This window comes from Streptomyces sp. NPDC015125, from assembly GCF_043080045.1.
In the GTDB taxonomy this organism is placed as follows: domain Bacteria; phylum Actinomycetota; class Actinomycetes; order Streptomycetales; family Streptomycetaceae; genus Streptomyces.
Map to the genome: position 1 here is coordinate 109,811 of NZ_JBIBVF010000024.1, position 23,582 is coordinate 133,392.

General features: G+C 70.4%; 23 protein-coding genes and 1 pseudogene. 6 read left to right on the forward strand and 18 right to left on the reverse strand.

Annotated features, from left to right (window positions below; all coding sequences use genetic code 11):
- Nucleotides 1-5: 5 nt before the first annotated feature.
- The 11 genes from nuoK to ACF088_RS34510 are packed head-to-tail and all read right to left on the reverse strand — an operon-like array spanning nt 6 to nt 11,026.
- Nucleotides 6-305, reverse strand: a complete 300-nt coding sequence (gene nuoK, locus ACF088_RS34460; RefSeq protein WP_018090964.1) for an NADH-quinone oxidoreductase subunit NuoK — start codon at nt 303-305, stop codon at nt 6-8.
- Nucleotides 302-1,171, reverse strand: coding sequence for an NADH-quinone oxidoreductase subunit J (locus ACF088_RS34465; protein ID WP_392379809.1), 870 nt, complete (start codon nt 1,169-1,171; stop codon nt 302-304). Before ACF088_RS34465 ends, nuoK begins: the two co-directional genes overlap by 4 nt.
- On the reverse strand, nt 1,168-1,758 hold the full coding sequence (gene nuoI, locus ACF088_RS34470) for an NADH-quinone oxidoreductase subunit NuoI (RefSeq protein WP_392379810.1): 591 nt from the start codon (nt 1,756-1,758) through the stop codon (nt 1,168-1,170). Before nuoI ends, ACF088_RS34465 begins: the two co-directional genes overlap by 4 nt.
- Nucleotides 1,751-3,136: an NADH-quinone oxidoreductase subunit NuoH gene (nuoH, locus tag ACF088_RS34475; RefSeq protein WP_392379848.1), complete on the reverse strand. Its 1,386-nt coding sequence runs from the start codon at nt 3,134-3,136 to the stop codon at nt 1,751-1,753. The genes nuoI and nuoH overlap by 8 nt, the downstream gene beginning before the upstream one ends.
- The gene (locus ACF088_RS34480; RefSeq protein ID WP_392379811.1) at nt 3,136-5,694 is read right to left on the reverse strand and encodes an NADH-quinone oxidoreductase subunit G; all 2,559 of its coding nucleotides are present in this window, start codon (nt 5,692-5,694) and stop codon (nt 3,136-3,138) included. The genes nuoH and ACF088_RS34480 overlap by 1 nt, the downstream gene beginning before the upstream one ends.
- Nucleotides 5,691-7,073: an NADH-quinone oxidoreductase subunit NuoF gene (nuoF, locus tag ACF088_RS34485; RefSeq protein ID WP_392379812.1), complete on the reverse strand. Its 1,383-nt coding sequence runs from the start codon at nt 7,071-7,073 to the stop codon at nt 5,691-5,693. The genes ACF088_RS34480 and nuoF overlap by 4 nt, the downstream gene beginning before the upstream one ends.
- On the reverse strand, nt 7,073-7,930 hold the full coding sequence (gene nuoE / locus ACF088_RS34490; protein WP_392379849.1) for an NADH-quinone oxidoreductase subunit NuoE: 858 nt from the start codon (nt 7,928-7,930) through the stop codon (nt 7,073-7,075). The genes nuoF and nuoE overlap by 1 nt, the downstream gene beginning before the upstream one ends.
- Before the next feature lie 35 nt (nt 7,931-7,965).
- A complete protein-coding gene (locus ACF088_RS34495) occupies nt 7,966-9,342 on the reverse strand; it encodes an NADH-quinone oxidoreductase subunit D (RefSeq protein ID WP_392379813.1) in 1,377 nt (458 codons plus the stop codon).
- A complete protein-coding gene (locus ACF088_RS34500; RefSeq protein WP_392379814.1) occupies nt 9,342-10,106 on the reverse strand; it encodes an NADH-quinone oxidoreductase subunit C in 765 nt (254 codons plus the stop codon). Before ACF088_RS34500 ends, ACF088_RS34495 begins: the two co-directional genes overlap by 1 nt.
- Nucleotides 10,103-10,657 (reverse strand): NADH-quinone oxidoreductase subunit B family protein, encoded by a 555-nt coding sequence (locus tag ACF088_RS34505; RefSeq protein WP_030074638.1) that lies wholly within the window; start codon nt 10,655-10,657, stop codon nt 10,103-10,105. Before ACF088_RS34505 ends, ACF088_RS34500 begins: the two co-directional genes overlap by 4 nt.
- A gap of 9 nt (nt 10,658-10,666) precedes the next feature.
- Complete coding sequence (locus ACF088_RS34510) at nt 10,667-11,026, reverse strand: NADH-quinone oxidoreductase subunit A (RefSeq protein WP_006604811.1); 360 nt, start codon at nt 11,024-11,026, stop codon at nt 10,667-10,669.
- 726 nt (nt 11,027-11,752) lie between these two features.
- Between ACF088_RS34510 and ACF088_RS34515 the strand changes: the two genes are divergently transcribed.
- The gene (locus ACF088_RS34515; protein ID WP_392379815.1) at nt 11,753-12,553 is read left to right on the forward strand and encodes a C40 family peptidase; all 801 of its coding nucleotides are present in this window, start codon (nt 11,753-11,755) and stop codon (nt 12,551-12,553) included.
- Nucleotides 12,554-12,793: 240 nt separating this feature from the next.
- Here the strand turns inward: ACF088_RS34515 and ACF088_RS34520 are convergent.
- Both ACF088_RS34520 and ACF088_RS34525 read right to left on the reverse strand, forming a co-directional pair.
- A pseudogene (locus tag ACF088_RS34520) lies at nt 12,794-12,886 on the reverse strand (carboxymuconolactone decarboxylase family protein); the annotation flags it as partial.
- A gap of 320 nt (nt 12,887-13,206) precedes the next feature.
- Nucleotides 13,207-14,751 carry a geranylgeranyl reductase family protein gene (locus ACF088_RS34525; protein ID WP_392379816.1) on the reverse strand — a complete coding sequence of 515 codons (1,545 nt, stop codon included), beginning with the start codon at nt 14,749-14,751 and terminating at the stop codon, nt 13,207-13,209.
- On the opposite strand from ACF088_RS34525, the gene ACF088_RS34530 reads away from it, so the two are divergent.
- The gene (locus ACF088_RS34530; RefSeq protein WP_392379817.1) at nt 14,650-15,159 is read left to right on the forward strand and encodes a GNAT family N-acetyltransferase; all 510 of its coding nucleotides are present in this window, start codon (nt 14,650-14,652) and stop codon (nt 15,157-15,159) included. The two genes, ACF088_RS34525 and ACF088_RS34530, sit on opposite strands and share 102 nt — an antisense overlap.
- A 129-nt stretch (nt 15,160-15,288) precedes the next feature.
- Here ACF088_RS34530 and ACF088_RS34535 read toward each other — a convergent pair whose 3' ends face one another.
- From ACF088_RS34535 to ACF088_RS34550, 4 genes are all read right to left on the reverse strand, one after another.
- Entirely contained in the window at nt 15,289-15,990 is a 702-nt protein-coding gene (locus ACF088_RS34535; protein WP_392379818.1) for a demethylmenaquinone methyltransferase, read from the reverse strand.
- Between the two features lie 143 nt (nt 15,991-16,133).
- Complete coding sequence (locus ACF088_RS34540; protein WP_392379819.1) at nt 16,134-16,775, reverse strand: hypothetical protein; 642 nt, start codon at nt 16,773-16,775, stop codon at nt 16,134-16,136.
- 7 nt (nt 16,776-16,782) lie between these two features.
- Nucleotides 16,783-17,982, reverse strand: coding sequence for a cyclic dehypoxanthinyl futalosine synthase (gene mqnC / locus ACF088_RS34545; protein ID WP_392379820.1), 1,200 nt, complete (start codon nt 17,980-17,982; stop codon nt 16,783-16,785).
- Nucleotides 17,983-18,262: 280 nt separating this feature from the next.
- Entirely contained in the window at nt 18,263-20,260 is a 1,998-nt protein-coding gene (locus tag ACF088_RS34550; protein WP_392379821.1) for a serine/threonine-protein kinase, read from the reverse strand.
- Nucleotides 20,261-20,497: 237 nt separating this feature from the next.
- On the opposite strand from ACF088_RS34550, the gene ACF088_RS34555 reads away from it, so the two are divergent.
- The 3 genes from ACF088_RS34555 to ACF088_RS34565 are packed head-to-tail and all read left to right on the forward strand — an operon-like array spanning nt 20,498 to nt 21,898.
- A complete protein-coding gene (locus ACF088_RS34555; RefSeq protein WP_392379822.1) occupies nt 20,498-20,686 on the forward strand; it encodes a CopG family transcriptional regulator in 189 nt (62 codons plus the stop codon).
- Nucleotides 20,676-21,020 (forward strand): VOC family protein, encoded by a 345-nt coding sequence (locus tag ACF088_RS34560; RefSeq protein WP_392379823.1) that lies wholly within the window; start codon nt 20,676-20,678, stop codon nt 21,018-21,020. Before ACF088_RS34555 ends, ACF088_RS34560 begins: the two co-directional genes overlap by 11 nt.
- Before the next feature lie 20 nt (nt 21,021-21,040).
- Nucleotides 21,041-21,898, forward strand: a complete 858-nt coding sequence (locus tag ACF088_RS34565) for a class I SAM-dependent methyltransferase (RefSeq protein WP_392379824.1) — start codon at nt 21,041-21,043, stop codon at nt 21,896-21,898.
- 79 nt (nt 21,899-21,977) lie between these two features.
- On the opposite strand, the gene ACF088_RS34570 is transcribed toward ACF088_RS34565, so the two are convergent.
- Nucleotides 21,978-22,877, reverse strand: a complete 900-nt coding sequence (locus ACF088_RS34570; protein WP_392379825.1) for a menaquinone biosynthetic enzyme MqnA/MqnD family protein — start codon at nt 22,875-22,877, stop codon at nt 21,978-21,980.
- A 249-nt stretch (nt 22,878-23,126) separates the two neighbouring features.
- Between ACF088_RS34570 and ACF088_RS34575 the strand changes: the two genes are divergently transcribed.
- Nucleotides 23,127-23,330 (forward strand): cold-shock protein, encoded by a 204-nt coding sequence (locus ACF088_RS34575; RefSeq protein WP_003984261.1) that lies wholly within the window; start codon nt 23,127-23,129, stop codon nt 23,328-23,330.
- Nucleotides 23,331-23,582 lie beyond the last annotated feature (252 nt).

Genomic DNA, 23,582 nt, shown 5'->3' on the forward strand with positions numbered 1-23,582 from the left:
ACCCCTTACAGCTTCATCAGGCTGGCGTCGTCGACCGAGGCCGTATGACGGGTGCGGAAGATCGACACGATGATCGCCAGGCCGACCACGACCTCGGCCGCGGCGACGACCATCGTGAAGAAGGCGATGATCTGGCCGTCCAGATTCCCGTGCATCCGCGAGAAGGTGACGAAGGCGAGATTGCAGGCGTTGAGCATCAGCTCGATGCACATGAACACCACGATGGCGTTCCGCCTGATCAGCACCCCGGCCGCACCGATGGTGAACAACAGGGCGGCGAGATAGAGGTAGTAGACCGGGTTCATTTCTTGGCCCCCTCCTTGTGCTCCTTCGGCGCCACGCCACCGGACGACGAGGGCCGGGGCTCCTCGGAACCCCGGCCCAGCCAGTTCTCGGAGCGCTCCTCCAGCGCCTTCAGCTCGGCGAGCGACTCACCGGAGACATCGCGGATCTGGCCGCGCTCCCGCAGCGTCGGGCTGACGCTGAGCTCGGACGTGGTGCCGTCGGGCAGCAGGCCCGGGATGTCGACGGCGTTGTGCCGGGCGTAGACGCCCGGGGCGGGCAGCGGCGGCACCTGCTTGCCCTCGCGGATGCGCGCCTCGGACTGCTCGCGTTGTGTCTTGGCGCGCTCCGTACGCTCCCGGTGGGTGAGCACCATCGCGCCGACGGCCGCCGTGATCAGCAGCGCGCCGGTGATTTCGAAGGCGAAGACGTACTTGGTGAAGATGAGCGCGGCCAGGCCCTGCACATTGCCGCCGGCGTTGGCCTCGCCCAGGCCGTTGAACCCCTTGAGCGAGGCGTTGCCGATCCCGGCGATCAGCAGGACGCCGAAGCCGATGCCCAGTCCGGCGGCGAGCCAGCGCTGCCCCTTGAGCGTCTCCTTGAGGGAGTCCGCGGCGGTGACACCGACCAGCATCACGACGAACAGGAACAGCATCATGATCGCGCCCGTATAGACGACGATCTGGACGACGCCGAGGAAGTACGCGCCGTTGGCGAGGTAGAAGACCGCCAGGACGATCATGGTCCCGGCGAGCGACAGGGCGCTGTGCACGGCCCGCTTCATCAGGATCGTGCACAGCGCGCCGCTGACGGCGACGATGCCCAGGATCCAGAACTGCACGGCCTCTCCGGTGGAGGTCGTGGAGGCCGCGGCGGCGAGACCGGTCATGCGTTCGCCTCCTTCTCCTGGGCGTTCCCGTCGGCCGTCTCGCCCTTGGAGACCGCGACCTGACGGACGGTCCCCGGGGCGGCCTCGGTCACCAGGCCCTGGTAGTAGTCCTTCTCCGTCATCCCGGGGTAGATCGCGTGCGGCGAGTCGACCATGGTTTCCGACAGGCCCGCGAGCAGCTCCTCCTTGGTGTAGATGAGCGATTCGCGGGACCGGTCGGCGAGTTCGTACTCGTTGGTCATGGTCAGGGCGCGGGTCGGGCAGGCCTCCACACACAGGCCGCACAGGATGCAGCGCAGGTAGTTGATCTGGTAGACGCGGCCGTAGCGCTCGCCCGGGGAGTAGCGCTCCTCCTCGGTGTTGTCCGCGCCCTCGACGTAGATCGCGTCCGCCGGGCAGGCCCATGCGCACAGCTCGCAGCCGATGCACTTCTCCAGCCCGTCGGGATGGCGGTTGAGCTGGTGCCGACCGTGGAAACGCGGCGCCGTCGGCTTCTTCTCCTCCGGGTACTGCTCGGTCAGCCGCTTCTTGAACATGGCCTTGAAGGTCACGCCGAAGCCGGCCACGGGGTTCTGGAACTCAGGCACCGTCGCCCCCCTTTCCATCGTTTCCGATTCCGTCACTGACAGTGTCCGTCCCGCCACTGACAATCAGCTCACGCTCACGGCGCGGCCGGCGTCGCGGCACGGGCGGCAGGCTCTGTCCGGGCAGCGGCGGCACGGGGAAACCGCCGGCCATCGGGTCGAAGGCCCCGTCGCCGTCCGTCTCCTCCTTCTCGGCGCGCCGGAAGAAGTCCACGAGGAGGGAGAGCAGCAGCAGCACGACGGCGCCGCCGGCGACATAGAGCACGATCTGGGAGAAGTTGTAGCCCTCGTTCTTCAGCGCCCGGACGGTGGCGACCAGCATCAGCCAGACCAGCGAGACCGGGATGAGGACCTTCCAGCCCAGCTTCATGAACTGGTCGTAGCGCACCCGGGGAAGGGTGCCGCGCAGCCAGATGAAGAAGAACAGCAGCAGCTGCACCTTGACCGTGAACCAGAGCAGCGGCCACCAGCCGTGGTTCGCGCCCTCCCAGAACGTGGAGATCGGCCAGGGGGCCCGCCAGCCGCCCAGGAAGAGCGTGATCGCGACCGCCGAGACGGTGACCATGTTGATGTACTCGGCGAGCATGAACATCGCGAACTTGATGGACGAGTACTCGGTGTTGAAGCCGCCGACGAGGTCGCCTTCGGACTCCGGCATGTCGAAGGGCGCACGGTTGGTCTCGCCCACCATCGCGACGATGTAGATGATGAAGGACACCGGCAGCAGCAGGACGTACCACCTGTTCTGCTGCGACTCCACGATGGTCGACGTCGACATCGACCCGGAGTAGAGGAACACCGCCGCGAACGACATCCCCATCGCGATCTCGTACGAGATCATCTGCGCGCACGAGCGCAGCCCGCCGAGCAGCGGATAGGTCGAACCGGACGACCAGCCGGCCAGCACGATGCCGTAGATGCCGACCGAGGCCGTGGCCAGGATGTAGAGGATGCCGATCGGCAGGTCGGTCAGTTGCATCGGGGTGCGGACCCCGAAGATCGAGATCTCGTTGCCGGCCGGGCCGAAGGGGATCACCGCGATCGCCATGAAGGCCGGGATGGCCGCCACGACCGGCGCGAGGATGTAGACCGCCTTGTCGGCCCGCTTGACGACCAGGTCCTCCTTCAGCATCAGCTTGATGCCGTCGGCGAGGGACTGCAGCATCCCCCAGGGGCCGTGCCGGTTGGGGCCGATACGCAGCTGCATCCAGGCGACGACCTTGCGTTCCCAGACGATCGAGAACAGCACCGTCAGCATCAGGAACGCGAAGCAGAAGACCGCCTTGACGACGACCAGCCACCACGGGTCGCGGCCGAACATCGACAGGTCTTCCTGCGCCAGCGTGTTTCCGGCGGCGGCGAGTTGACCGAGCTGCTGCATCATGCGTCCACCTCCTCGGCCGGCTCCGGGGTGCCCGGGACGGCGGAGATCTTCACCAGGTCACCGGGTTGCGCCCCGGTGTCGGCGGCGACGCCACCGCCCGTCGAGTTGAGCGGCAGCCACACCACCCGGTCGGGCATCGGCGTGACGTGGAGCGGCAGGTGGACCGAGCCGGCCGGTCCGGTGACCGCCAGCAGGTCACCGTCCTTGACCCCGGTCTCCTGCGCGGTGCTCTGCGACAGCCGGGCAACGGCGGCGTGCCGGGTGCCGGCCAGCGCCTCGTCGCCCTCCTGGAGCAGCCCCTGGTCCAGGAGGAGCCGGTGTCCGGCGAGGACGGCCTCGCCGCTGTCGGGGCGGGGCAGCGGGCGTCCGCTCTCCTGGGGCTCGCCCGCGTGGGGGCCGTCCCAGCCGCCGAGCCGGTCCAGTTCGCGGCGCACCGAGCGGATGTCCGGCAGCGCCAGATGGACGTCGAGGGCATCGGCGAGCATGTGCAGCACCCGGGCATCCGACAGCAGGTGCCGGCGGGTCAGCTGGTCCGGTTTGAGGGCGGCCTCGAACAGCCGCGCCCGGCCTTCCCAGTTGAGGAACGTGCCGGCCTTCTCGACCACGGCCGCCACCGGGAGGACCACATCCGCCCGGTCGGTGACCTGCGAGGGCCGCAGCTCCAGGCTGACCAGGAAGCCGACCTCGTCCAGGGCGGCCAGCGCACGGGCCGGGTCCGGCAGGTCGGCGACCTCGACGCCCGCCACCAGCAGGGCGCCGAGCTCGCCGGTCGCCGCGGCCTCGATGATCTGGCCGGTGTCCCGGCCGTGCCGGTGCGGCAGCGCGGCCACGCCCCAGACGGCCGCGACCTCGTCGCGGGCCCGCGGGTCGGTGGCCGGCCGGCCACCGGGCAGCAGACCGGGCAGGGCGCCCGCCTCGACGGCGCCGCGTTCGCCCGCCCGCCGGGGGATCCACACCAGACGGGCGCCGGTGGCCCGGGCGGCGCGGACGGCGGAGGTCAGGGCGCCGGGCACCGCCGCCAGCCGCTCACCGACGACGATCACCGCGCCGTCGGCCCGCAGCGCCTCGGCCGCGGCCTGCCCCTCACCCTCCAGCCCGACGCCGCCCGCGAGCGCATCCAGCCATTCGGTCTCGGTACCGGGCGCGGCCGGCAGCAGCGTGCCGCCGGCCTTGATCAGCCCGCGCGAGGCGTGACCGGCCAGCCCGAAGGTGCGCTGTCCGCTCGTACGGTGCGCCTTGCGCAGCCGCAGGAAGACGCCGGGCGCCTCCTCCTCGGCCTCGATACCGGCCAGCAGGACGGCCGGCGCCTGCTCCAGCGCGGTGTACGTGACGTCGCTGCCTCCCCCGGACTCCGTCCGGGAGGTGCCCTCAAGGTCCCGGCCGCGCCCGGCGACGTGGGACGCCAGGAAGTCGGCCTCCTCGGCGCTGTGTACCCGCGCCCGGAAGTCGATGTCGTTGGTGTGCAGCGCGATCCGGGCGAACTTGGCGTAGGCGTAGGCGTCCTCGACGGTCAGCCGGCCGCCGGTGAGGACTCCGGTGCGGCCCTTGGCCACGGACAGCCCACGGGCCGCCGCCGCCAGGGCCTCGGGCCAGTTCGCCGGCTCCAGTTCACCGGACTCCGGGTTGCGCACCAGGGGCTGCTCCAGCCGGTCGCGCTGCTGCGCGTACCGGAAGGCGAACCGCCCCTTGTCGCAGATCCACTCCTCGTTGACCTCGGGGTCGTTCGCCGCCAGCCGCCGCATGACCTTGCCGCGCCGGTGGTCGGTACGGGTCGCACAGCCGCCCGCGCAGTGTTCGCACACCGACGGCGACGAGACCAGGTCGAAGGGACGGGAGCGGAAGCGGTACGCGGCGGAGGTGAGCGCGCCGACCGGGCAGATCTGGATGGTGTTGCCGGAGAAGTACGACTGGAAGGGGTCGCCCTCTCCGGTCCCGACCTGCTGGAGGGCGCCGCGCTCCACCAGCTCGATCATCGGGTCGCCGGCGATCTGGTTGCTGAAGCGGGTGCAGCGCGCGCACAGCACACACCGCTCGCGGTCCAGCAGCACCTGCGTGGAGATCGGCACCGGCTTGGCGAAGGTGCGCTTCTTGCCCTCGAAGCGCGACTCCGGGTCGCCGACCTGCATCGCCTGGTTCTGCAGCGGGCACTCGCCGCCCTTGTCGCAGACCGGGCAGTCCAGCGGGTGGTTGATCAGCAGCAGCTCCATCACGCCGCGCTGGGCCTTCTCGGCCACCGGCGAGGTGAGCTGCGACTTCACGACCATGCCGTCGGTGCAGGTGATGGTGCAGGAGGCCATCGGCTTGCGCTGGCCCTCGACCTCGACGATGCACTGCCGGCAGGCGCCCGCCGGGTCCAGCAGTGGGTGGTCGCAGAAGCGCGGGATCTCGATTCCGAGAAGCTCGGCGGCACGGATGACCAGCGTCCCCTTGGGGACGGAGATCTCGATGCCGTCGATCGTCAGGGTGACGAGGTCCTCCGGCGGGATCGCCGCCCCGCCGCCCCCCGAGGGGCCCGCGGCGGAGCCGCTGTTGGACCCCGTTGTGGTAACGGTCATGCCTTCACCCCCAGGTGAGCGTCGTTGTCGCCCCAGAGGGTCGACTTGGCCGGGTCGAAGGGGCAGCCCCTGCCGGTGATGTGCTGCTCGTACTCCTCGCGGAAGTACTTCAGCGAGGAGAAGATCGGCGAGGCGGCGCCGTCGCCGAGGGCGCAGAAGGACTTGCCGTTGATGTTGTCGGCGATGTCGTTCAGCTTGTCGAGGTCGTCCATCCGGCCCTTGCCGGCCTCGATGTCACGCAGCAACTGCACCAGCCAGTAGGTCCCTTCGCGGCAGGGCGTGCACTTGCCGCACGACTCGTGTGCGTAGAACTCGGTCCAGCGGGTGACCGCGCGGACCACGCAGGTGGTCTCGTCGAAGCACTGCAGCGCCTTGGTGCCGAGCATCGAGCCGGCCGCGCCGACGCCCTCGTAGTCCAGGGGGACATCGAGGTGCTCGTCGGTGAACATCGGCGTCGAGGAGCCGCCCGGCGTCCAGAACTTCAGCCGGTGGCCGCGGCGCATTCCGCCGCTCATGTCCAGCAGCTGGCGCAGGGTGACGCCCAACGGGGCTTCGTACTGGCCGGGGCGGGTGACATGACCGCTGAGCGAGTAGAGCGTGAAGCCCGGGGACTTCTCGCTGCCCATCGACCGGAACCAGTCCTTGCCCCGGTTCATGATCGCGGGAACCGACGCGATGGACTCGACGTTGTTCACGACAGTGGGGCAGGCGTACAGGCCGGCCACCGCCGGGAAGGGGGGACGCAGCCGGGGCTGTCCGCGACGGCCCTCCAGGGAATCGAGCAGCGCGGTTTCCTCACCGCAGATGTACGCGCCCGCGCCCGCGTGCACGATCACGTCCAGGTCGAGTCCCGAGCCGAGGATGTTCTTCCCGAGGTAGCCCGCCGCATAGGCCTCGCGCACGGCTTCGTGCAGCCGCCGCAGGACGGGGACGACCTCGCCGCGCAGATAGATGAAGGCGTGGTGCGAGCGGATCGCATGGCAGGCGATCACGATCCCCTCGATGAGGGAGTGCGGGTTCGCGAAGAGGAGCGGGATGTCCTTGCAGGTCCCGGGCTCCGACTCGTCGGCGTTGACGACCAGGTAGTGCGGTTTGCCGTCGCCCTGCGGGATGAACTGCCACTTCATCCCGGTCGGGAAGCCCGCGCCGCCGCGGCCGCGCAGCCCGGAGTCCTTGACGTAGGCGATGACGTCGTCCGGGGGCATCGCGAGCGCCTTGCGCAGGCCCTCGTACCCCTCGTGCCGGCGGTAGGTCTCCAGCGTCCAGGGCCGGGGCTGGTCCCAGAAGGCGGACAGGACGGGCGTCAGAAGCTTCTCGGGGTTGGTCTCCCCGCCGGCCTCCGGCCGGGAGGCACCCCCGTGTTCGGCAGCCACGGTCATCACTCCCCCTCCTCTGCTGTGGGACCGGCCGGGTGCTGGTCATCGGAGGCCGAGGTCTGCTGCGGTGCGTCGTGCGAACTGGGGTGCCCCGGGGGCGGCTCCTCGGCGGGGTGGCCGGACGGGGGTTCGCCACCGGTTGCGTCGGCGGTCTGGGCGGTGCGCGGCGCGATCACGTGGTCGGCGCCGCGGCCGGGGACGGCCTCGCCCTTGGCGAGCCGCAGCCCGATCAGCGAGGCGGGGCCCGCTCCGCCGGTGGCCTCGACGGCGCCCGGCCGCTCGTCCGGGAATCCGGCGAGCATCCGGGAGGTCTCCTGGAAGGTGCACAGCGGTGCGCCGCGGGTGGGCCGGGCGCTCCGGCCGGCCCGCAGGTCGTCGACCAGCTGCCGGGCCGACTGCGGCGTCTGGTTGTCGAAGAACTCCCAGTTGACCATCACGACCGGTGCGAAGTCGCAGGCCGCGTTGCACTCGATGTGTTCCAGGGTGACGGCGCCGTCCTCGGTGGTCTCGCCGTTGCCGACGCCGAGGTACTCCTTGAGGTCCTCGAAGATGGCGTCGCCGCCCATCACCGCGCACAGCGTGTTGGTGCAGACCCCGACCTGGTAGTCGCCGCTCGCCTTGCGGCGGTACATGGAGTAGAAGGTCGAGACCGCGGTGACCTCGGCGGTGGTGAGGTCGAGCAGCTCGGCGCAGAAGCGGATGCCGGTGCGGGTGACATGCCCTTCCTCGGCCTGGACGAGGTGCAGCAGCGGCAGCAGCGCCGAGCGCGCGCCGGGGTAGCGGGCGATCACCTCCTTGGCGTCCGCTTCCAGCCGGGCCCGTACGTCCACCGGATAGTCGGGGGCGGGGAGTGCGGGCATTCCCAGCTGCACGTCATGGTTTGCCGGAGTGGCGTTCACCGGTCGACGCCTCCCATCACGGGGTCGATGGACGCGACGGCGACGATGACGTCGGCGACCTGGCCGCCTTCGCACATCGCCGCCATGGCCTGGAGGTTGGTGAAGGACGGGTCGCGGAAGTGCACCCGGTAGGGGCGGGTGCCGCCGTCGCTGACCGCATGCACGCCCAGCTCGCCCTTGGGTGACTCGACGGCGGCGTAGGTCTGTCCCGGCGGAACCCGGAAGCCCTCGGTCACCAGCTTGAAGTGGTGGATCAGGGCCTCCATCGAGGTGCCCATGATCTTCTTGATGTGGTCGAGGGAGTTGCCCAGGCCGTCCGGCCCCAGGGCCAGCTGGGCGGGCCAGGCGATCTTCTTGTCCGCGACCATCACCGGCCCGGGCTCCAGCCGGTCCAGGCACTGCTCGACGATCCGCAGCGACTGGCGCATCTCCTCCAGCCGGATCAGGAACCGGCCGTAGGAGTCGCAGGTGTCGGCGGTCGGCACCTCGAAGTCGTAGGTCTCGTAACCGCAGTACGGCTGGGTCTTGCGCAGGTCGTGCGGCAGTCCGGCGGAGCGCACGATGGGCCCGGTGGCGCCGGTGGCCATGCAGCCGGCCAGGTCGAGATAGCCGATGCCTTCCATGCGGCCCTTGAAGACCGGGTTGCCGGTGGCGAGCTTGTCGTACTCGCCGATGTTCTTGCGCATCTTCTTCACGAACTCGCGCACCTGGTCGACCGCGCCCGGCGGCAGGTCCTGTGCGAGGCCGCCGGGCCGGATGTAGGCGTGGTTCATCCGCAGGCCGGTGATCAGCTCGTAGAGATCGAGGATGAGCTCACGGTCGCGGAAGCCGTAAATCATGATCGTGGTGGCGCCCAGCTCCATCCCGCCGGTGGCGATCGCCACCAGGTGGGAGGACATCCGGTTGAGCTCCATCAGCAGCACGCGGATGACGGTGGCCCGGTCGGGGATCTGGTCGGTGATCCCCAGCAGCTTCTCCACGGCCAGGCAGTAGGCCGTCTCGTTGAAGAAGGGGGTGAGGTAATCCATCCGTGTGACGAAGGTGGTGCCCTGCGTCCAGGTCCGGAATTCGAGGTTCTTCTCGATGCCGGTGTGCAGATAGCCGATGCCGCAGCGGGCCTCGGTGACGGTCTCCCCGTCGATCTCCAGGATCAGCCGGAGCACGCCGTGGGTGGAGGGGTGCTGCGGCCCCATGTTGACGATGATCCGCTCGTCGTCGGACTTCACGGCGGCGGCCGCGATCTCGTCCCAGTCGCCACCGGAGACGTTGTAGACGGTGCCCTCGGTGGTCTCCCGGGCCAGGGACTCCGTCGTGTCGAAGTCGCTGGAGGTGCGGTGGCCGTTCGGGGAGTGGGAGTGCGGTGCAGTAGTCATCAGCTGTACGACCTCCGCTGGTCGGGAGCCGGAATCTGGGCGCCCTTGTACTCGACGGGGATGCCGCCGAGCGGGTAGTCCTTGCGCTGCGGGAAGCCCTGCCAGTCGTCGGGCATCATGATCCGGGTCAGCGCCGGGTGGCCGTCGAAAACGATTCCGAAGAAGTCGTAGGTCTCGCGCTCGTGCCAGTCGTTGGTCGGATAGACCTCCACCAGCGAGGGCACATGCGGGTCGGCGTCCGGGGCGGAGACCTCCAGCCGGATCAGCCGGTTGTGAGTGATCGAGCGCAGGTGGTAGACGGCGTGCAGCTCGCGGCCCTTGTCGCCGGGGAAGTGCACTCCGCTCACGCCCGTACACAGCTCGAAGCGCAGCGCCGGATCGTCGCGCAGGGTCCTGGCGACCGTCGGCAGGTAGCCGCGCTCGATGTGGAAGGTCAGCTCGGCGCGGTCGACGACCGTCCTCTCGATGACGTTCTCGGGGACCAGGCCCTGTTCGTCGAGGGCGCCCTCCAGCTCGTCGGCGATCTCGTCGAACTCTCCGTAGCTGTCCTCGCCGCGGGGCCCGCCGTAAGGCCGCGTGCTCGCGCCGGGCAGCCGGACGGTCCGTACCAGGCCGCCGTAGCCGCTGGTGTCGCCGCCGTTGTTGGCACCGAACATGCCGCGGCGGGTGCCGATCGCCTCGCCGGTGTCGTCGCGCTGCGCGGGAACGGCCTCGTCCGTGCCGTTCTCGCCGTTCGGCTCGCCGGGGTTCTTCTGCTCGCTCATCGCAGCAGCCCCTTCATCTCGATCAGCGGGAGCGCCTTGAGCGCCGCTTCCTCCGCCTCGCGGGCGGCCTGCTGCTGATTGACCCCGAGCTTGGTGTTCTGGATCTTCTGATGCAGCTTGAGGATGGCGTCCATCAGCATCTCGGGACGCGGCGGGCAGCCCGGCAAATAGATGTCGACGGGAACGATGTGGTCGACGCCCTGCACGATCGCGTAGTTATTGAACATTCCACCCGATGAGGCGCAAACCCCCATGGAAATCACCCACTTCGGGTCCGGCATCTGGTCGTAGACCTGCCGCAGAACGGGAGCCATCTTCTGGCTCACCCGGCCGGCCACGATCATCAGATCCGCCTGCCGCGGGGAGCCGCGGAAGACCTCCATGCCGAAGCGGGCCAGGTCGTAGCGCCCGGCGCCGGTCGTCATCATCTCGATGGCGCAGCAGGCCAGCCCGAAGGTCGCGGGGAAGACCGATGATTTGCGCACCCAGCCCGCGGCCTGTTCGACAGTGGTCAGCAAAAAGCCGCTGGGCAGCTTCTCTTCAAGTCCCATGTGTGACCCCTAGTCCCATTCCAGGCCGCCACGACGCCAGACATAGGCGTAGGCGACGAAGACGGTGAGCGCGAAGAGCAGCATCTCGACGAGCCCGAACAGCCCCAGGGCGTCGAAGGTGACGGCCCAGGGGTAGAGGAAGACGATCTCGATGTCGAAGACGATGAAGAGCATCGCCGTCAGGTAGTACTTGATCGGGAAGCGACCGCCACCGGACGGATGTGGCGTCGGCTCGATTCCGCACTCGTACGCCTCGAGCTTGGCCCGGTTGTAGCGCCTGGGCCCGACGAGGGTGGCCATCACGACGGAGAAGATCGCAAAGCCTGCCCCGAGGGCTCCCAGTACGAGGATGGGCGCGTAAGCGTTCACCGTCCTCGCTCCCTTCAGTCGACGATGACTGGATGGCGGTCCGCTCGGGCCCTTCCGGCTGCCCCATGGAGATCGTGCATATGTGAGGCAGTTCACAAGCCCGAACCGCCAGCATCTTATGCCCGCTGGTCTGTGATCTGCGACACGGGAGTGAACAACGCCTTTGTGATCTCCACCACCCGGCGAAGGATCATGAAGTCGGATGAGCGGTGATCTTCATACGCGAAGCGCGCGAGTGATCACGAGAGGTGACATTCACCTGGGTTACCGCTGGTCAGGGCGGGGTTGCCACTATCAAGCAGGGGGCGCTACAGGCAAATTGGCGCCGGGCGCGGCCAACTGCTATACGAGGGCGGCCCGTAGGCGTGATCCGCTCGTGACCGGACCGTGATCATCGGTACGTGCTTCGATTCACGAGCGTCCGGCCGACGCCAGGTCACAGGAACATAACGGACACTCAAGAGTGACCTATCCCACGCTATTTCCAGCACTAAGTCCTTGACGCCCGGGAAGCCTTGGCGTGGCGGATGGGGAAGTGATAGGCGCCCGCCGCCCCCGCATCGAGCAGCAAATGCCATGCGTAGGAACATGATCGCGAAATCCGGACATCCCGTCGGCGGCCCGCCGGGCGGCTAAAAGTCCGCTTTATTCGCCGCGTACACGTCAAGTGTGGCGCACTGCACCTTTCTTGGCAGCAACCTGTGGCTCCTGATAGCCGTTATTCCCATGTCCCCGAACGCACTCATACCCAGCCACCGGAAGCCCCGTCGTCCTTCCGCGTCCTCGCGGGCGCTGCGCGCGGGCGTGACCGGTGGCTTCCTCACCCTTGCGGTGACCGGCGCCACCGTGCCGGCCAGCGCCGCGGAAAAGCCCGTCTCCGAAACCCAGGAGATGCCGACGATCACGACGGCGCTGGCCACCAGCGCCGCGAAGAGCGCCGACACTGCCGAGCAGGTCGCGTTCAACTACGAGCGTCAGGCTCTCCAGGACAACGCCTTCTCCAGGGCCTCCAAGGCCGCCGAGAAGGACAAGGCCGAGGCCGTGAAGAAGGCCAAGGCCGAGGCGAAGAAGAAGGCTGAGAAGGCCCGCAAGGCCGAGGAGGCCGCGCAGGCCCGTGCCTCGCGCTCCTCCGAGCGTTCGACGCTGTCCGCCCCGTCGTCGTCCAGCGCCACCGGCAGCACCGCCACCCTCGTCAGCTTCCTGAAGGCACAGCTCGGCAAGGCGTACGTGCTCGGCGCCACCGGCTCCTCCGCGTACGACTGCTCCGGCCTGACCCAGGCCGCGTTCAAGCAGGTCGGTATCGACCTGCCGCGGGTGTCGCAGGACCAGTCCACCGCCGGCACCCAGGTCGGCCTGGACAACCTCCAGGTCGGCGACATCCTGTACTGGGGCAGCGCGGGCAGCGCCTACCACGTCGGCGTCTACGTCGGCGGCGGCAAGTTCATCGGCGCCCAGAACTCCAGCACCGGCATCGTCGAGCGCCCGCTCGACTACGACATGCCGACCGGCGCGGTGCGCGTCCTCTAAGGCCACCGCACCCTCAGTGCCCCCATGAGGGCCGTCCCTCTCGCCGCTCGGGAGGGACGGCCCTTCGGCGCGTGGGTCTCCCGGCCGTCCGCGTCGTGGCCCGTTCTGCCCCGTGCCCGCCTGCCTGCCTGCCTGCCGGAGAGCCCTGGGCGGGCCGCCGGTCACCAGTCCGCGCCCGCCGGCTGCGCGCTCGGCGTCCGAGAAGTACGGCGGCTCCCGCCAGGGCACGACCGCGAACAGCTGCTCCTCGCTCACGCCCGCCTTCCGGGCGCTCTTCACATCCCCGTCGACGCAGCAGCCGCCGCCGTTGATCTGGCTCGCCCGCAGGTGCACCGGCTCCGGCGTGGCTCCGGCACCCCGCCCCGACGGGTGGCCCCGACCACGTCGAGGAGGGGCTGCGGGGCACCGGGGAGGACCACCGCGGGGTTCTTCATTGGTGCGTCCAGCACTGTCTCCTCAAGGAATCGCGTCGCTACTGCGCTGACGGATCCCGGCCGGAGAAGGTGACAGGGCGGGGCAGGGCGGCCCATGAACGACAGGGCGGCCCGGGATGTTTCCCGAACCGCCCGTGGAGCACTCACCAGGGGCCGGCGCCCGGGCTCCCGCCCGGTGCCGGCGGTGCCGGAGCCCCGTGAAGGCCCGACGCCCGGCCGTCAGGCCTTCGGCGCGACCTTGCTCAGACCGTTGATGATGCGGTCCATCGCATCGCCGCCCGTGGGGTCGGTGAGGTTGGCGAGCATCTTGAGGGTGAAGCGCATCAGCAGCGGGTGGGTCAGACCGCGCTGGGTGGCGATCTTCATGACCTTGGGGTTGCCGATCAGCTTCACAAAGGCGCGGCCCAGCGAGTAGTAGCCGCCGTAGGTGTCCTTGAGGATCTTCGGGTAGCGCTGCAGGGCCAGTTCGCGCTGCGCGTACGTGGCGCGGGCGTGCGCCTGCACGATGACCTCGGCGGCGATCGCGCCGGACTCCATGGCGTAGGCGATGCCCTCGCCGTTGAACGGGTTGACCAGCCCGCCCGCGTCACCGACCAGCAGCAGGCCCTTGGTGTAGTGCGGCTGGCGGTTGAAGGCCATCGGGAGCGCGGCGCCGCGGATCGGGCCGGTCATGTTCTCCGGGGTGTAGCCCCAGTCGGCGGGCATCGAGGCGCACCACGCCTTGAGGATCTCGCGCCAGTCCAGCTCCTTGAAGGCGGAGCTGGAGTTGAGGATGCCGAGGCCGACGTTGCTGGTCCCGTCGCCCATGCCGAAGATCCAGCCGTAGCCGGGCAGCAGCCGGTCCTGGGCACCGCGGCGGTCCCACAGCTCCAGCCAGGACTCCAGGTAGTCGTCGTCGTGCCGGGGCGAGGTGAAGTACGTCCGCACGGCCACGCCCATGGGGCGGTCCTCGCGCCGGTGCAGGCCCATGGCCAGCGAGAGCCGGGTGGAGTTGCCGTCGGCGGCGACCACGAGCGGGGCGTGGAAGGTGACCGGGGTCTTCTCCTCGCCGAGCTTGGCGTGCACGCCGGTGATGTGGCCGGTCAGCTCGTTGACGATCGGCGCCCCCACATTGCAGCGCTCGTGGAGCCGGGCGCCGGCCTTCTGCGCCTGCCGGGCCAGCTGCTCGTCGAAGTCGTCGCGCTTACGCACCAGCCCGTAGTCGGGGTACGAGGCCAGCTCCGGCCAGTCGAGCTGCAGGCGGGAGCCGCCGCCGATGATCCGCAGGCCCTTGTTGCGCAGCCAGCCCGCCTCTTCGGAGATGTCGATCCCCATCGCGACCAGCTGCTTGGTGGCGCGCGGCGTCAGCCCGTCACCGCAGACCTTCTCGCGCGGGAACGCGGTCTTCTCCAGAAGGAGCACGTCCAGACCGGACTTGGCGAGGTGGTAGGCGGTCGCCGAGCCGGCGGGCCCGGCACCGACGACGATCACGTCCGCGCTGTGCTCCGAGCGGGCGCTGGTCACGGAATCGGTCACGGACGCGGACTCGGTCACGGTGCTGTCTCCCGGAAGTCGATATCTGGATTTTCGGGTGCCGACCGGCACCGGGCACGTGCAGTCTATGGGGGCCGTGGTGAGCAGCACCTGAAGGGTTGCGCCGTGAACTTTGTGAACACACCGCCCGTGGACCGGGCGCTCCCCGCCGTCGAACTGCGCGTGCCCACCGAGGAGGACGCGATGAACTGGCACCGGGTCTTCAACGACCCGGACGTCATGGAATTCCACGGCGGTGCACCGGCCGAAATCTCCGCCTACGAGGAGCTCACCGCGCGCCAGCGCAGGCACCACGCGGAGCGGGGATTCTGCCTGTTCACGCTGCTGGACCCGGCGGACGGCGCGGTCCTCGGCTTCACCGGCGCACAGCCGTGGCCGTGGGACTGGGGCCCGGCGGGCGAGATCGAGATCGGCTGGCGGCTCGGCCGCGCGTACTGGGGCAAGGGCTACGCCACGGCCGCGGCGCAGGCGGCGCTGGCATCCGTCCGCGCGGCGGGAATCCGCCATGTCGTCTCCCTGGTGGATGCGCGCAACGAGCGGTCGATCGCGGTGACCCGGCGGCTGGGGATGCGGCGCGCGGAGACGGTGATCACGCCGCTGGGGAAGCGGACGGCGTACTGCCACCGGCTGGACGTGTGAGCGGGACGCAGGACGAAGGGGCTGGTCCGCAGGACGAAGGGGCCGATGCGCGCTGGGCATCGCGCGCGCCGGGCCCTCCTGCCGTCCGGGGACCCGGAGACTCCTGGAAGTGGCCCCGGCCGTCGGCCGTCAGCCGCCGGCCGGCTTGCGCCCCCGGTGCAGCGCCACGATGCCGCCGGTCAGATTGCGCCAGGCCACCTCGGTCCAGCCCACGCCCTGCAGCCGGGCGGCGAGTTCGGGCTGGTTCGGCCAGGTGCGGATGGACTCGGCGAGATAGACATAGGCGTCCGGGTTGCTGCTGACCGCGCGGGCGACCGGCGGCAGCGCACGCATCAGGTACTCGGTGTAGACGGTCCGGAACGGCGCCCAGGTCGGCTCGCTGAACTCGCAGATCACGACCCGGCCGCCGGGCTTGGTGACCCGGTACAGCTCGGCCAGCGCGGCATCGGTGTCCTGGATGTTGCGCAGCCCGAAAGAGATGGTGACGGCGTCGAACACCCCGTCCGCGAACGGCAGCCGGGTGCCGTCACCGGCCGTGAACGGCAGCCACGGATGCCGCTTCTTGCCCTCCCCCAGCATGCCGACGGAGAAGTCGCACGGCACGACGTACGCGCCGGTGCGCGCGAACGGCAGCGAGGAGGTACCCGTACCGGCCGCGAGGTCGAGCACCCGCTCGGCGGGCCGGGCGTCCACCGCACGGTCCACCTCCTTGCGCCACAGCCGCGCCTGCCCCAGGGAGAGCACGTCGTTGGTGAGGTCGTACCGTGCCGCCACGTCGTCGAACATCGCGGCGACTTCGTGCGGCTGCTTGTCCAGGGATGCTCGGGTCACCCGGCCATTGTCCACCGTGCCGGGGCCGGCGCCCGCACCGGGCACGGCTTGATCGGCGGGTGGCGTGTCAGCGGCGGGTGGCGGTGTCAGCCGCGAGCGGCGGTGTCAGCGGCGTGCGACGGTGTCAGCCACGCGTGGCGGTGTCAGCGGCGACGGAAGACGAGGCGGCCGTGGAGTGCGGTGGCCAGACAGCTGCCGTCCTCGGCGAAGACGGCGAAGTGGGCAGCGGCGCCGACGACCAGGGCACGGGGGATGCGCCCGTCCAGCTCCTGCAGACCGGAGCGCTCCACGGCGGTGCGGACCGCCGGGCGGCGGAACGGCCCGGTCAGCGCCGTGGTCCCGGCGGCCATCAGGCGTTGCAGTCCGCGCCGGGCACTGCCGCCCCAGCGGGTCTCGGTCATGTCGAGGGCGGCGAGCGCCTCGCCGGTGACCGGCTCGCTGCCGAGGGCGTCCGCCTCGCGCGGGTCGGGGTGATAGGCGGCCTCCAGCAGGGCGGCGCCCTCCGGTTCGTAGCGGCCGGGCGTCAGCACGCCGTCCCACTCCCGGCCCCGGGCCCGCGCGCCGTACTCCGCGAACAGCTCGTCGTACGGCCCGAGGGCGGCGATCCGGTCGCCCGAGACGACAACCGCGTACCCGGCGCCGGCCGGGTGGTCGCCGTCCAGGCGGTCGCCGTCCTGGTGGTCGTCGTCCAGGCGGTCACGGCCCGGACGGTCATCGTCCGGGCCGTCGTGTCCCGGACGGTCCACGACCGGGCGGACCGCACGCACCCGGTGAATCGTCAGCACGGCAGCCTCAGTTGGCCTCGACGAGCTTCAGCTCCGGATGCGCCGTACCGCCCTCGATCGCCGTCGACGACAGATGCGAGACGACCTTGTCGTCGACCGGGTCGTCGGCCGGGTCGTCGTGCACGACCAGGTGCTCGTAGGTGGTCGCGCGCTGCGCCGGGACCCGGTCCGCCTTGCGGATCAGGTCGATGATCTCCATGCGGTTGGAGCGGTGCTTGGCTCCGGCGGAGGAGACGACGTTCTCCTCCAGCATGATCGAGCCCAGGTCGTCGGCGCCGTAGTGCAGCGACATCTGGCCGATCTCCTTGCCGGTGGTCAGCCACGAACCCTGGATGTGCGCGACGTTGTCGAGGAAGATCCGGCCGATGGCGATCATGCGCAGGTACTCGAAGAGGGTGGCCTGCGTCTGGCCCTTCAGGTGGTTGTTCTCCGGCTGGTAGGTGTACGGGATGAAGGCGCGGAAGCCGCCCGTACGGTCCTGGACGTCCCGGATCATCCGCAGATGCTCGATCCGCTCGGCGTTGGTCTCGCCCGTGCCCATGAGCATGGTGGAGGTGGACTCGACACCCAGCTGGTGGGCCGCCTCCATGATCTCCAGCCAGCGCTCGCCGGACTCCTTCAGGGGAGCGATGGCCTTACGGGGGCGGGCGGGCAGGAGTTCGGCGCCGGCGCCCGCGAAGGAGTCCAGGCCGGCGGCGTGGATACGCGAGATCGCCTCCTCGGCCGACACCTTGGAGATCCGGGCCATGTGCTCGATCTCGGAGGCACCGAGGGAGTGGATGACCAGCTGCGGGAACGCCTTCTTGATGGCGGAGAAGTGCTCTTCGTAGTACTCGACGCCGAAGTCCGGGTGGTGGCCGCCCTGGAACATGATCTGGGTGCCGCCCAGTTCGACGGTCTCCGCGCAGCGGCGCAGGATGTCGTCGAGGTCGCGGGTCCAGCCCTTGGCGGTGTCCTTGGGCGCGGCGTAGAAGGCGCAGAACCTGCAGGCCGTCACGCAGACGTTGGTGTAGTTGATGTTGCGCTCGATGATGTACGTCGCGATGTGCTCGGTGCCGGCGTAGCGGCGGCGGCGCACCGCGTCGGCGGCCTGGCCCAGCGCATGCAGCGGAGCGGAGCGGTACAGGTCGAGCGCTTCCTCTGGCGTGATGCGGCCGCCCTGTGCGGCGCGGTCGAGTACGGACTGGAGGTCGGCGTTCTCGGTCACCGGGGCGTCCCTTTCGCAGGCGGGCATCACGAACTGAACCAGCGTACGTCAGGGGTACGACAGCCTCGCCGCCGGTCAGCCGCGCTGTCCGCCGGCGCCGGCCGACGACCGGAGAGCGACCGGAGAGCGACCGGAGAGCGACCGGGGGCCGGAGCCGGGACGGCACCCGGGGATCGGAGACCGGACAGCGCCTCGTTGCGGCGGCCCCTGCCTGTCCCGGCTCTCCCGTGGTCCCGTGCCTGTCCCTGCTTTCCCGGCTGTCCCGTGTCCCGGCCATGCGTCAGCGCTTGGTCAACGTCGCCTTCGGCGTGCCGCCCGCGTCGTCCTGTGAGGCGAAGCCGAGCGTCCCGCCCTTGCCGAGCGTGTACGTCACACGGGACTTGTTGCCCGTACAGCCGGGCCCCTGCTTGCCGTCCGGCTGTTCCATGAGCACCAGCCGCCGCTCCGTGGCCGACTCCAGCTTCGCCTTGGCCCGACACTTCACCAGCACCGCGTCGTAGGTGGTGTGAATGACGTAGTCGCCCTTGCCGCCGGGCTTGATGACGCTGGTGATCGTGCCGTTGGGGATGCCGTGCACCGTGGTGACGCTGCCCGTCCAGGTGCCGAGGAAGGCCTTGGCCACCGCGGCAGGACCGGCCGCGTCCCCCGGGCCGGTGGGCCGGGGCGTCGGCGCGCCGCCGGCCGGCGGCTTGCCGCCCGTCTGCGCCCCGCTGTTCGTGTCGCCGCCCCCACCCGGCATCAGGTGGAAGACGAACCCGGCCGTCGTCGCGGCGGCGAGCGCACCGGCCACCGACAGCACCAGCGTGCAGCTCATCCGCCGCGGCCGGCCCGGGCCGCCGACCGCGGCGGACAGCGCGATCCGCCGCTCCTCGGGGGCGGCCGGCGGCGCCCCGGTGGGCAGGTCGGCGATGCCGGAGGCGGCCGGCGGACGGTCCGGGCCGGGGGCCTCGGGGTGGCCGGCACCGGCCGTCGAGGGGTGGTGGCCGCCGGCCGTGGCGGGATGCCCGTGGCCGGCTGCCGCGGAGGACGCCGCAGCGCCGGCCACCGGCCAGGACGGCGGCTGCGGCGGAGGGCCGGGCGGCCGACCGGGGAGGCCGGCGGCGCCCGGCGGCTGAACGGGCGGCCCGGCCGGCCCGCCCGGAAGCGGACTCTCGAACGGCACCAGCCCGGACGCCGTCCCGTACGACGGGTCCGGCGCCCCGTACGACCCGTACGAGGAATCCGCCGCCCCGTACGAGGGATCCGGCGGCCCGAACGCCCCACCCGGCGGCACTCCCGCCCCGCCCGGCGGCACTCCCGCCCCACCGGCACCCGCCCCGGTCCCCGCCCCCGTCGCCATCCCGGCCGCGCCCCCGGCCGCCGTCCCCTCCCCCGCATCCAGATTCAGCAGCTCCACCGCCTGCCGGCTGACCCGCTCGACCAGCGGGCCGGGCAGCCACCCGGCCCGCACCAGACCCGCCGCGCCCCCGCTCCCCTCCCCCGCGAGTCGGGCCGCCAACGCCTCCGGAGCGGGCCGGTCCGCGGGGTTCTTGGCGAGGGCGCCGGCCACCGACTCCCGCAGGTCACCGGTGAGCCGGGAGCCCAACTCGGGCTCCTCGTGCACGACCTTGTAGAGCAGGGCAGCGGAGGAATCACCCGAGAACGGACTCAGACCGGTCGCCGCAAAAGCCAGCACCGCACCGAGCGAGAAGACATCCGCGGCGCCCGCGGCCCCCTTGCCCAGGATCTGCTCGGGCGCCATATAGCCGGGCGACCCCACCGAGACCCCGGTGGAGGTCAGCGACGCGGTGCCCGCCATGGCCCGCGCGATCCCGAAGTCGATCAGCAGCGGCCCGTCCAGCGTCAGCAGCACATTGGACGGCTTGACGTCCCGGTGCACCAGCCCGAGCGCATGCACCGCGGCCAGCGCCTCGGCCAGCCCGGCGCCCAGCGCCCGTACGGAGTGCTCCGCCAGCGGTCCGAAGTCGGCAACGGCCTGTGCGAGCGAGGGGCCTGCGACGTAGCCGGTGGCGACCCAGGGCACGGCCGCGTCCGGGTCGGCGTCCAGCACCGGCGCGGTCCAGGCGCCGCCCACCCGCCGCGCCGACTCGATCTCGCGCCGGAACCGCGCACGGAACTGGTCGTCCGCGGCGAAATGCGCATGGACGGCCTTCACCGCGACGGTGCGCCCGCCCGCACTGCGCCCGAGGTAGACCCGGCCCATCCCGCCCGCGCCGAGCCGGCCCAGCAGCCGGTACCCGCCCAGAACCCGTGGATCATCCGCTGCCAACGCCTCCATGGCGCCTCCCCCTCGATACGGCGCACCCAGCTTATGACCCGGGCCTGCCGGTCCCCCCCAGCGCTCCGCACAAGGCCCGCGCCACGCCTCCGGGTTGCCAAGCACCGGCCCGCCGCACTCGCGCCACCGAGCTCCCCCTCGCCCCTCACCCCGTCACCCCTCCCCCACCCGCCTGCCCGCCTCGTGGCGGCCGCCCCACCCCTCGACACTAGATTGCTAGCATGCTAGCTTCCGATCGTGGGTGATGAGGAAGTCAAGCAGTTCAACGTCTATCTGCCGGTCACGCTGATCAAGCAGGTCAAGTACCACGCCATCGACTCGGGCAGGTCTTTGTCGGCATTGGTCGCCGACGCGCTGCGCGCCTACCTCGACGATCCCGGCGCGCATGATCGGACGACCGGAAAGGAGAGCGGAAATGGCGACTGAAGGCATCGAGGCCGTCTTCCTGGAGACGCACAACTGGGGGAAGTCGGCGAGGTTCTTCCAGGCCCTGGGCTTCGAGCTGGACTTCTCGACCGACCACAACTCCGGCCTGCTCCGCAATGGTCATGGCGCGTACGTGTTCATCGCCGAGGTGCCCGAGGACCACAAGCCCGAGAGGCAGGTCGTGCTGAAGGTGCCGGATGCCGAGGCGTTCCGCCCCGGTCCGGACGTCGAGGTGGTCACGCCGTTCGAGGACACCCACTTCGGGACCAGGCAGGCGACCGTCCGTGACCCCGACGGGCGCCTGTGGAACCTCCAGGCTCCCGCCGGGAACTGACCGCGAGGGAAGGCGGCACCATGAAGGACGACGCCACCGGGGCACCGGACAACACCGCCGTACGCTGCGCGCTCTGGCGGGCGATGCACGTCCGGGTCGATGCGGCGCCCCACGTGCTGGAGGACGAGGTCGGCCTGCGGCTGGTGGCCCCCGACGCCGATTGGCCACACCGCCCGGACATGGCCCCCGAGGCCACCAGCGCCTTCCGGGCAGCCATGGTGGCTCGCGCCCGCTTCATCGAGGACCTGGTCGTCCAGCGGGCCGAGCACGGCGTCACCCAGTACGTCATGCTGGGGGCCGGCCTGGACACCTTCGCCCAGCGCAGACCGGAGATCGCCTCCCGCCTGCAGCTCTTCGAGGTCGACCAGCCGCAGACCCAGGCCTTCAAGCGCCGGCGCCTGGTGGAACTCGGCTACGGCATCCCCGAGTGGCTGCACCTGGTGCCGGTCGACTTCGAGGCGGGCGAGTCGTGGTGGGAGCAACTCGCCGCCGCCGGGTTCGCCCCGCACCGTCCGGCGGTCATCGTCTCCACCGGCGTCAGCATGTACCTCACCGAGGACGCGACCGCGGCCACCCTGCGCCAGATCGCCGCCCTCGCGCCGGGATCGACACTCGCCATGACCTTCCTGCTGCCGGCCGACCTCGTTGACGCATCCGACCGGCCCGGCCTCCGGGCGAGCACGGAAGGAGCGCAAGCATCCGGAACACCGTTCGTCAGCTTCTACGCCCCGCAGGACATGCTGGCGCTGGCCCGCGAAGCCGGCCTGGAGGACGCCCGGCACCTACCCGGAGACGTGCTCGCCGAGCGCTACTTCGCTGACCGCACCGACGGCCTCCGCCCGTCCAGCGGCGAAGATTTCCTGCTGGCAACCATCTGACCTGCGCTTACGGCAGCGCCGCCGGGGCTGGGCCAGGCGGCGCTGTGGCAGCAGGACACCGGTGCTCCGGTAGCCCCCGCTACCCGGCCGGCCGCTCCAGCAGCGACACCTTCACATCGGCCGGGAACCCGGTCGTCGGCCCGACCCGCCGGGCGAATTCCGTGACACCGCCCAGTTGCTCGGGCCCGAAGCGGAAGTCGAGCGTGGTGAAGTACCGCTCCAGGACCGGCTCGTCGAAGGTCTCCCAGCGGGCCGCCTGCTCGGCAACCTTGGCGACCTCCTCCAGCGACAGATCGCGCGAGGCAAGAAACGCCTCGTGCACCTTGCGCACCACGGCCGGCTCGCGCTCCAGGTACTCGCGCCGGGTCGCCCAGACGGCGAAGACGAACGGCAGGCCCGTCCAGTCCTTCCACATCTGGCCGAGGTCGTGCACCTCCAGGCCCAGCCGCGGCCCGTCGTGCAGATTGGCGCGCAGCGCGGCGTCACCGATCAGCACCGCTGCGTCCGCGTCCTGCATCATCAGGCCGAGGTCCGGGGGGCACGTGTAGTAGTCCGGCCGCACACCGATCTTCTCGGCCAGCAGCAGCTGGGCCAGCCGTACGGACGTACGCGAGGTCGAGCCGAGGGCGACCCGGGCACCGTCGAGCTGGTCCAGCGGCTTCTGCGAGACGATCACGCACGACATCACCGGGCCGTCGCAGCCCACCGCGAGGTCCGGGAAGGCGACGAGGTCGTCGGCGGCACGCAGGAATTCCACGAGGGTGACCGGCGCGATGTCGAGCTCCCCGCGGACCAGCTGCTCGCTGAGCTTCTCCGGCGTGTCCTTGGTGAGGTCCAGATCGAGCAGGGTGCCCGTACGGGCGAGGCCCCAGTACAGGGGCAGGCAGTTCAGGAACTGGATGTGGCCCACTCGCGGCCGGCTGCGACGGCGGCCGGCGTCGGCTCCCGCGGGTGCGTCTCCGAAGGTTGAATTGTCCACATGCGGAGGCTAGACCTGTGTCCCCAGGGGGAGAGCGGCGGGGCGGCGTATGGACGTTAGTGCCATCGGTTAAACGTGATCTTTGGCTCTTCCGCCTCAGGAGCAGCACATGCTACGCTCAGCGCAAGTTGCAGTTTGGTTTCCCTTGCAGTACAGAGCCTGCGGAGCATGTGACCCCGCAGGCTCTTGTAGTTTCAGACTTCTTTGCAGGTTCTGGAGCAGGGCAACCCTTTGGCCCAAGGAGGGCTTATGGCTACCGGAACCGTCAAGTGGTTCAACGCTGAAAAGGGCTTCGGCTTCATCGCCCAGGACGGCGGCGGCCCGGATGTCTTCGTCCACTACTCGGCGATCAACGCCTCTGGCTTCCGCTCCCTGGAGGAGAACCAGCAGGTGAACTTCGACGTCACGCAGGGCCCGAAGGGTCCGCAGGCGGAGAACGTTACGCCGGTCTAAGTTGCCCGGCCCGGAATTCCTTCCAGGTCGCCCCTAAGCAGTACCCAAGGAGCCTCGCTCCGCCACTTCGGTGGCGAGCGGGGCTCCTGCCTTTTGTTTGCCGTGAGGTAAAGGGCAACTGTCCGAACATTTACCGTCGGGTACCTGACACACTCGAATGGCGGGCGCAATACGGAATTCCGAGGCATTGCGCACCCCGGCCCGGCGTGCCCTCTCGGCGGCGGACCGGGTGCACCTCCAAGGCGACGGAAT

Coding starts and splice junctions, on each gene's coding strand:
- nuoK (WP_018090964.1), bottom strand. CDS start 305: ATGAACCCGGTCTACTACCTCTATCTCGCCGCCCTGTTGTTCACCATC.
- ACF088_RS34465 (WP_392379809.1), bottom strand. CDS start 1,171: ATGACCGGTCTCGCCGCCGCGGCCTCCACGACCTCCACCGGAGAGGCC.
- nuoH (WP_392379848.1), bottom strand. CDS start 3,136: ATGCAGCAGCTCGGTCAACTCGCCGCCGCCGGAAACACGCTGGCGCAG.
- ACF088_RS34480 (WP_392379811.1), bottom strand. CDS start 5,694: ATGACCGTTACCACAACGGGGTCCAACAGCGGCTCCGCCGCGGGCCCC.
- nuoF (WP_392379812.1), bottom strand. CDS start 7,073: ATGACCGTGGCTGCCGAACACGGGGGTGCCTCCCGGCCGGAGGCCGGC.
- nuoE (WP_392379849.1), bottom strand. CDS start 7,930: ATGCCCGCACTCCCCGCCCCCGACTATCCGGTGGACGTACGGGCCCGG.
- ACF088_RS34495 (WP_392379813.1), bottom strand. CDS start 9,342: ATGACTACTGCACCGCACTCCCACTCCCCGAACGGCCACCGCACCTCC.
- ACF088_RS34500 (WP_392379814.1), bottom strand. CDS start 10,106: ATGAGCGAGCAGAAGAACCCCGGCGAGCCGAACGGCGAGAACGGCACG.
- ACF088_RS34505 (WP_030074638.1), bottom strand. CDS start 10,657: ATGGGACTTGAAGAGAAGCTGCCCAGCGGCTTTTTGCTGACCACTGTC.
- ACF088_RS34515 (WP_392379815.1), top strand. CDS start 11,753: ATGTCCCCGAACGCACTCATACCCAGCCACCGGAAGCCCCGTCGTCCT.
- ACF088_RS34550 (WP_392379821.1), bottom strand. CDS start 20,260: ATGGAGGCGTTGGCAGCGGATGATCCACGGGTTCTGGGCGGGTACCGG.
- ACF088_RS34560 (WP_392379823.1), top strand. CDS start 20,676: ATGGCGACTGAAGGCATCGAGGCCGTCTTCCTGGAGACGCACAACTGG.
- ACF088_RS34565 (WP_392379824.1), top strand. CDS start 21,041: ATGAAGGACGACGCCACCGGGGCACCGGACAACACCGCCGTACGCTGC.
- ACF088_RS34575 (WP_003984261.1), top strand. CDS start 23,127: ATGGCTACCGGAACCGTCAAGTGGTTCAACGCTGAAAAGGGCTTCGGC.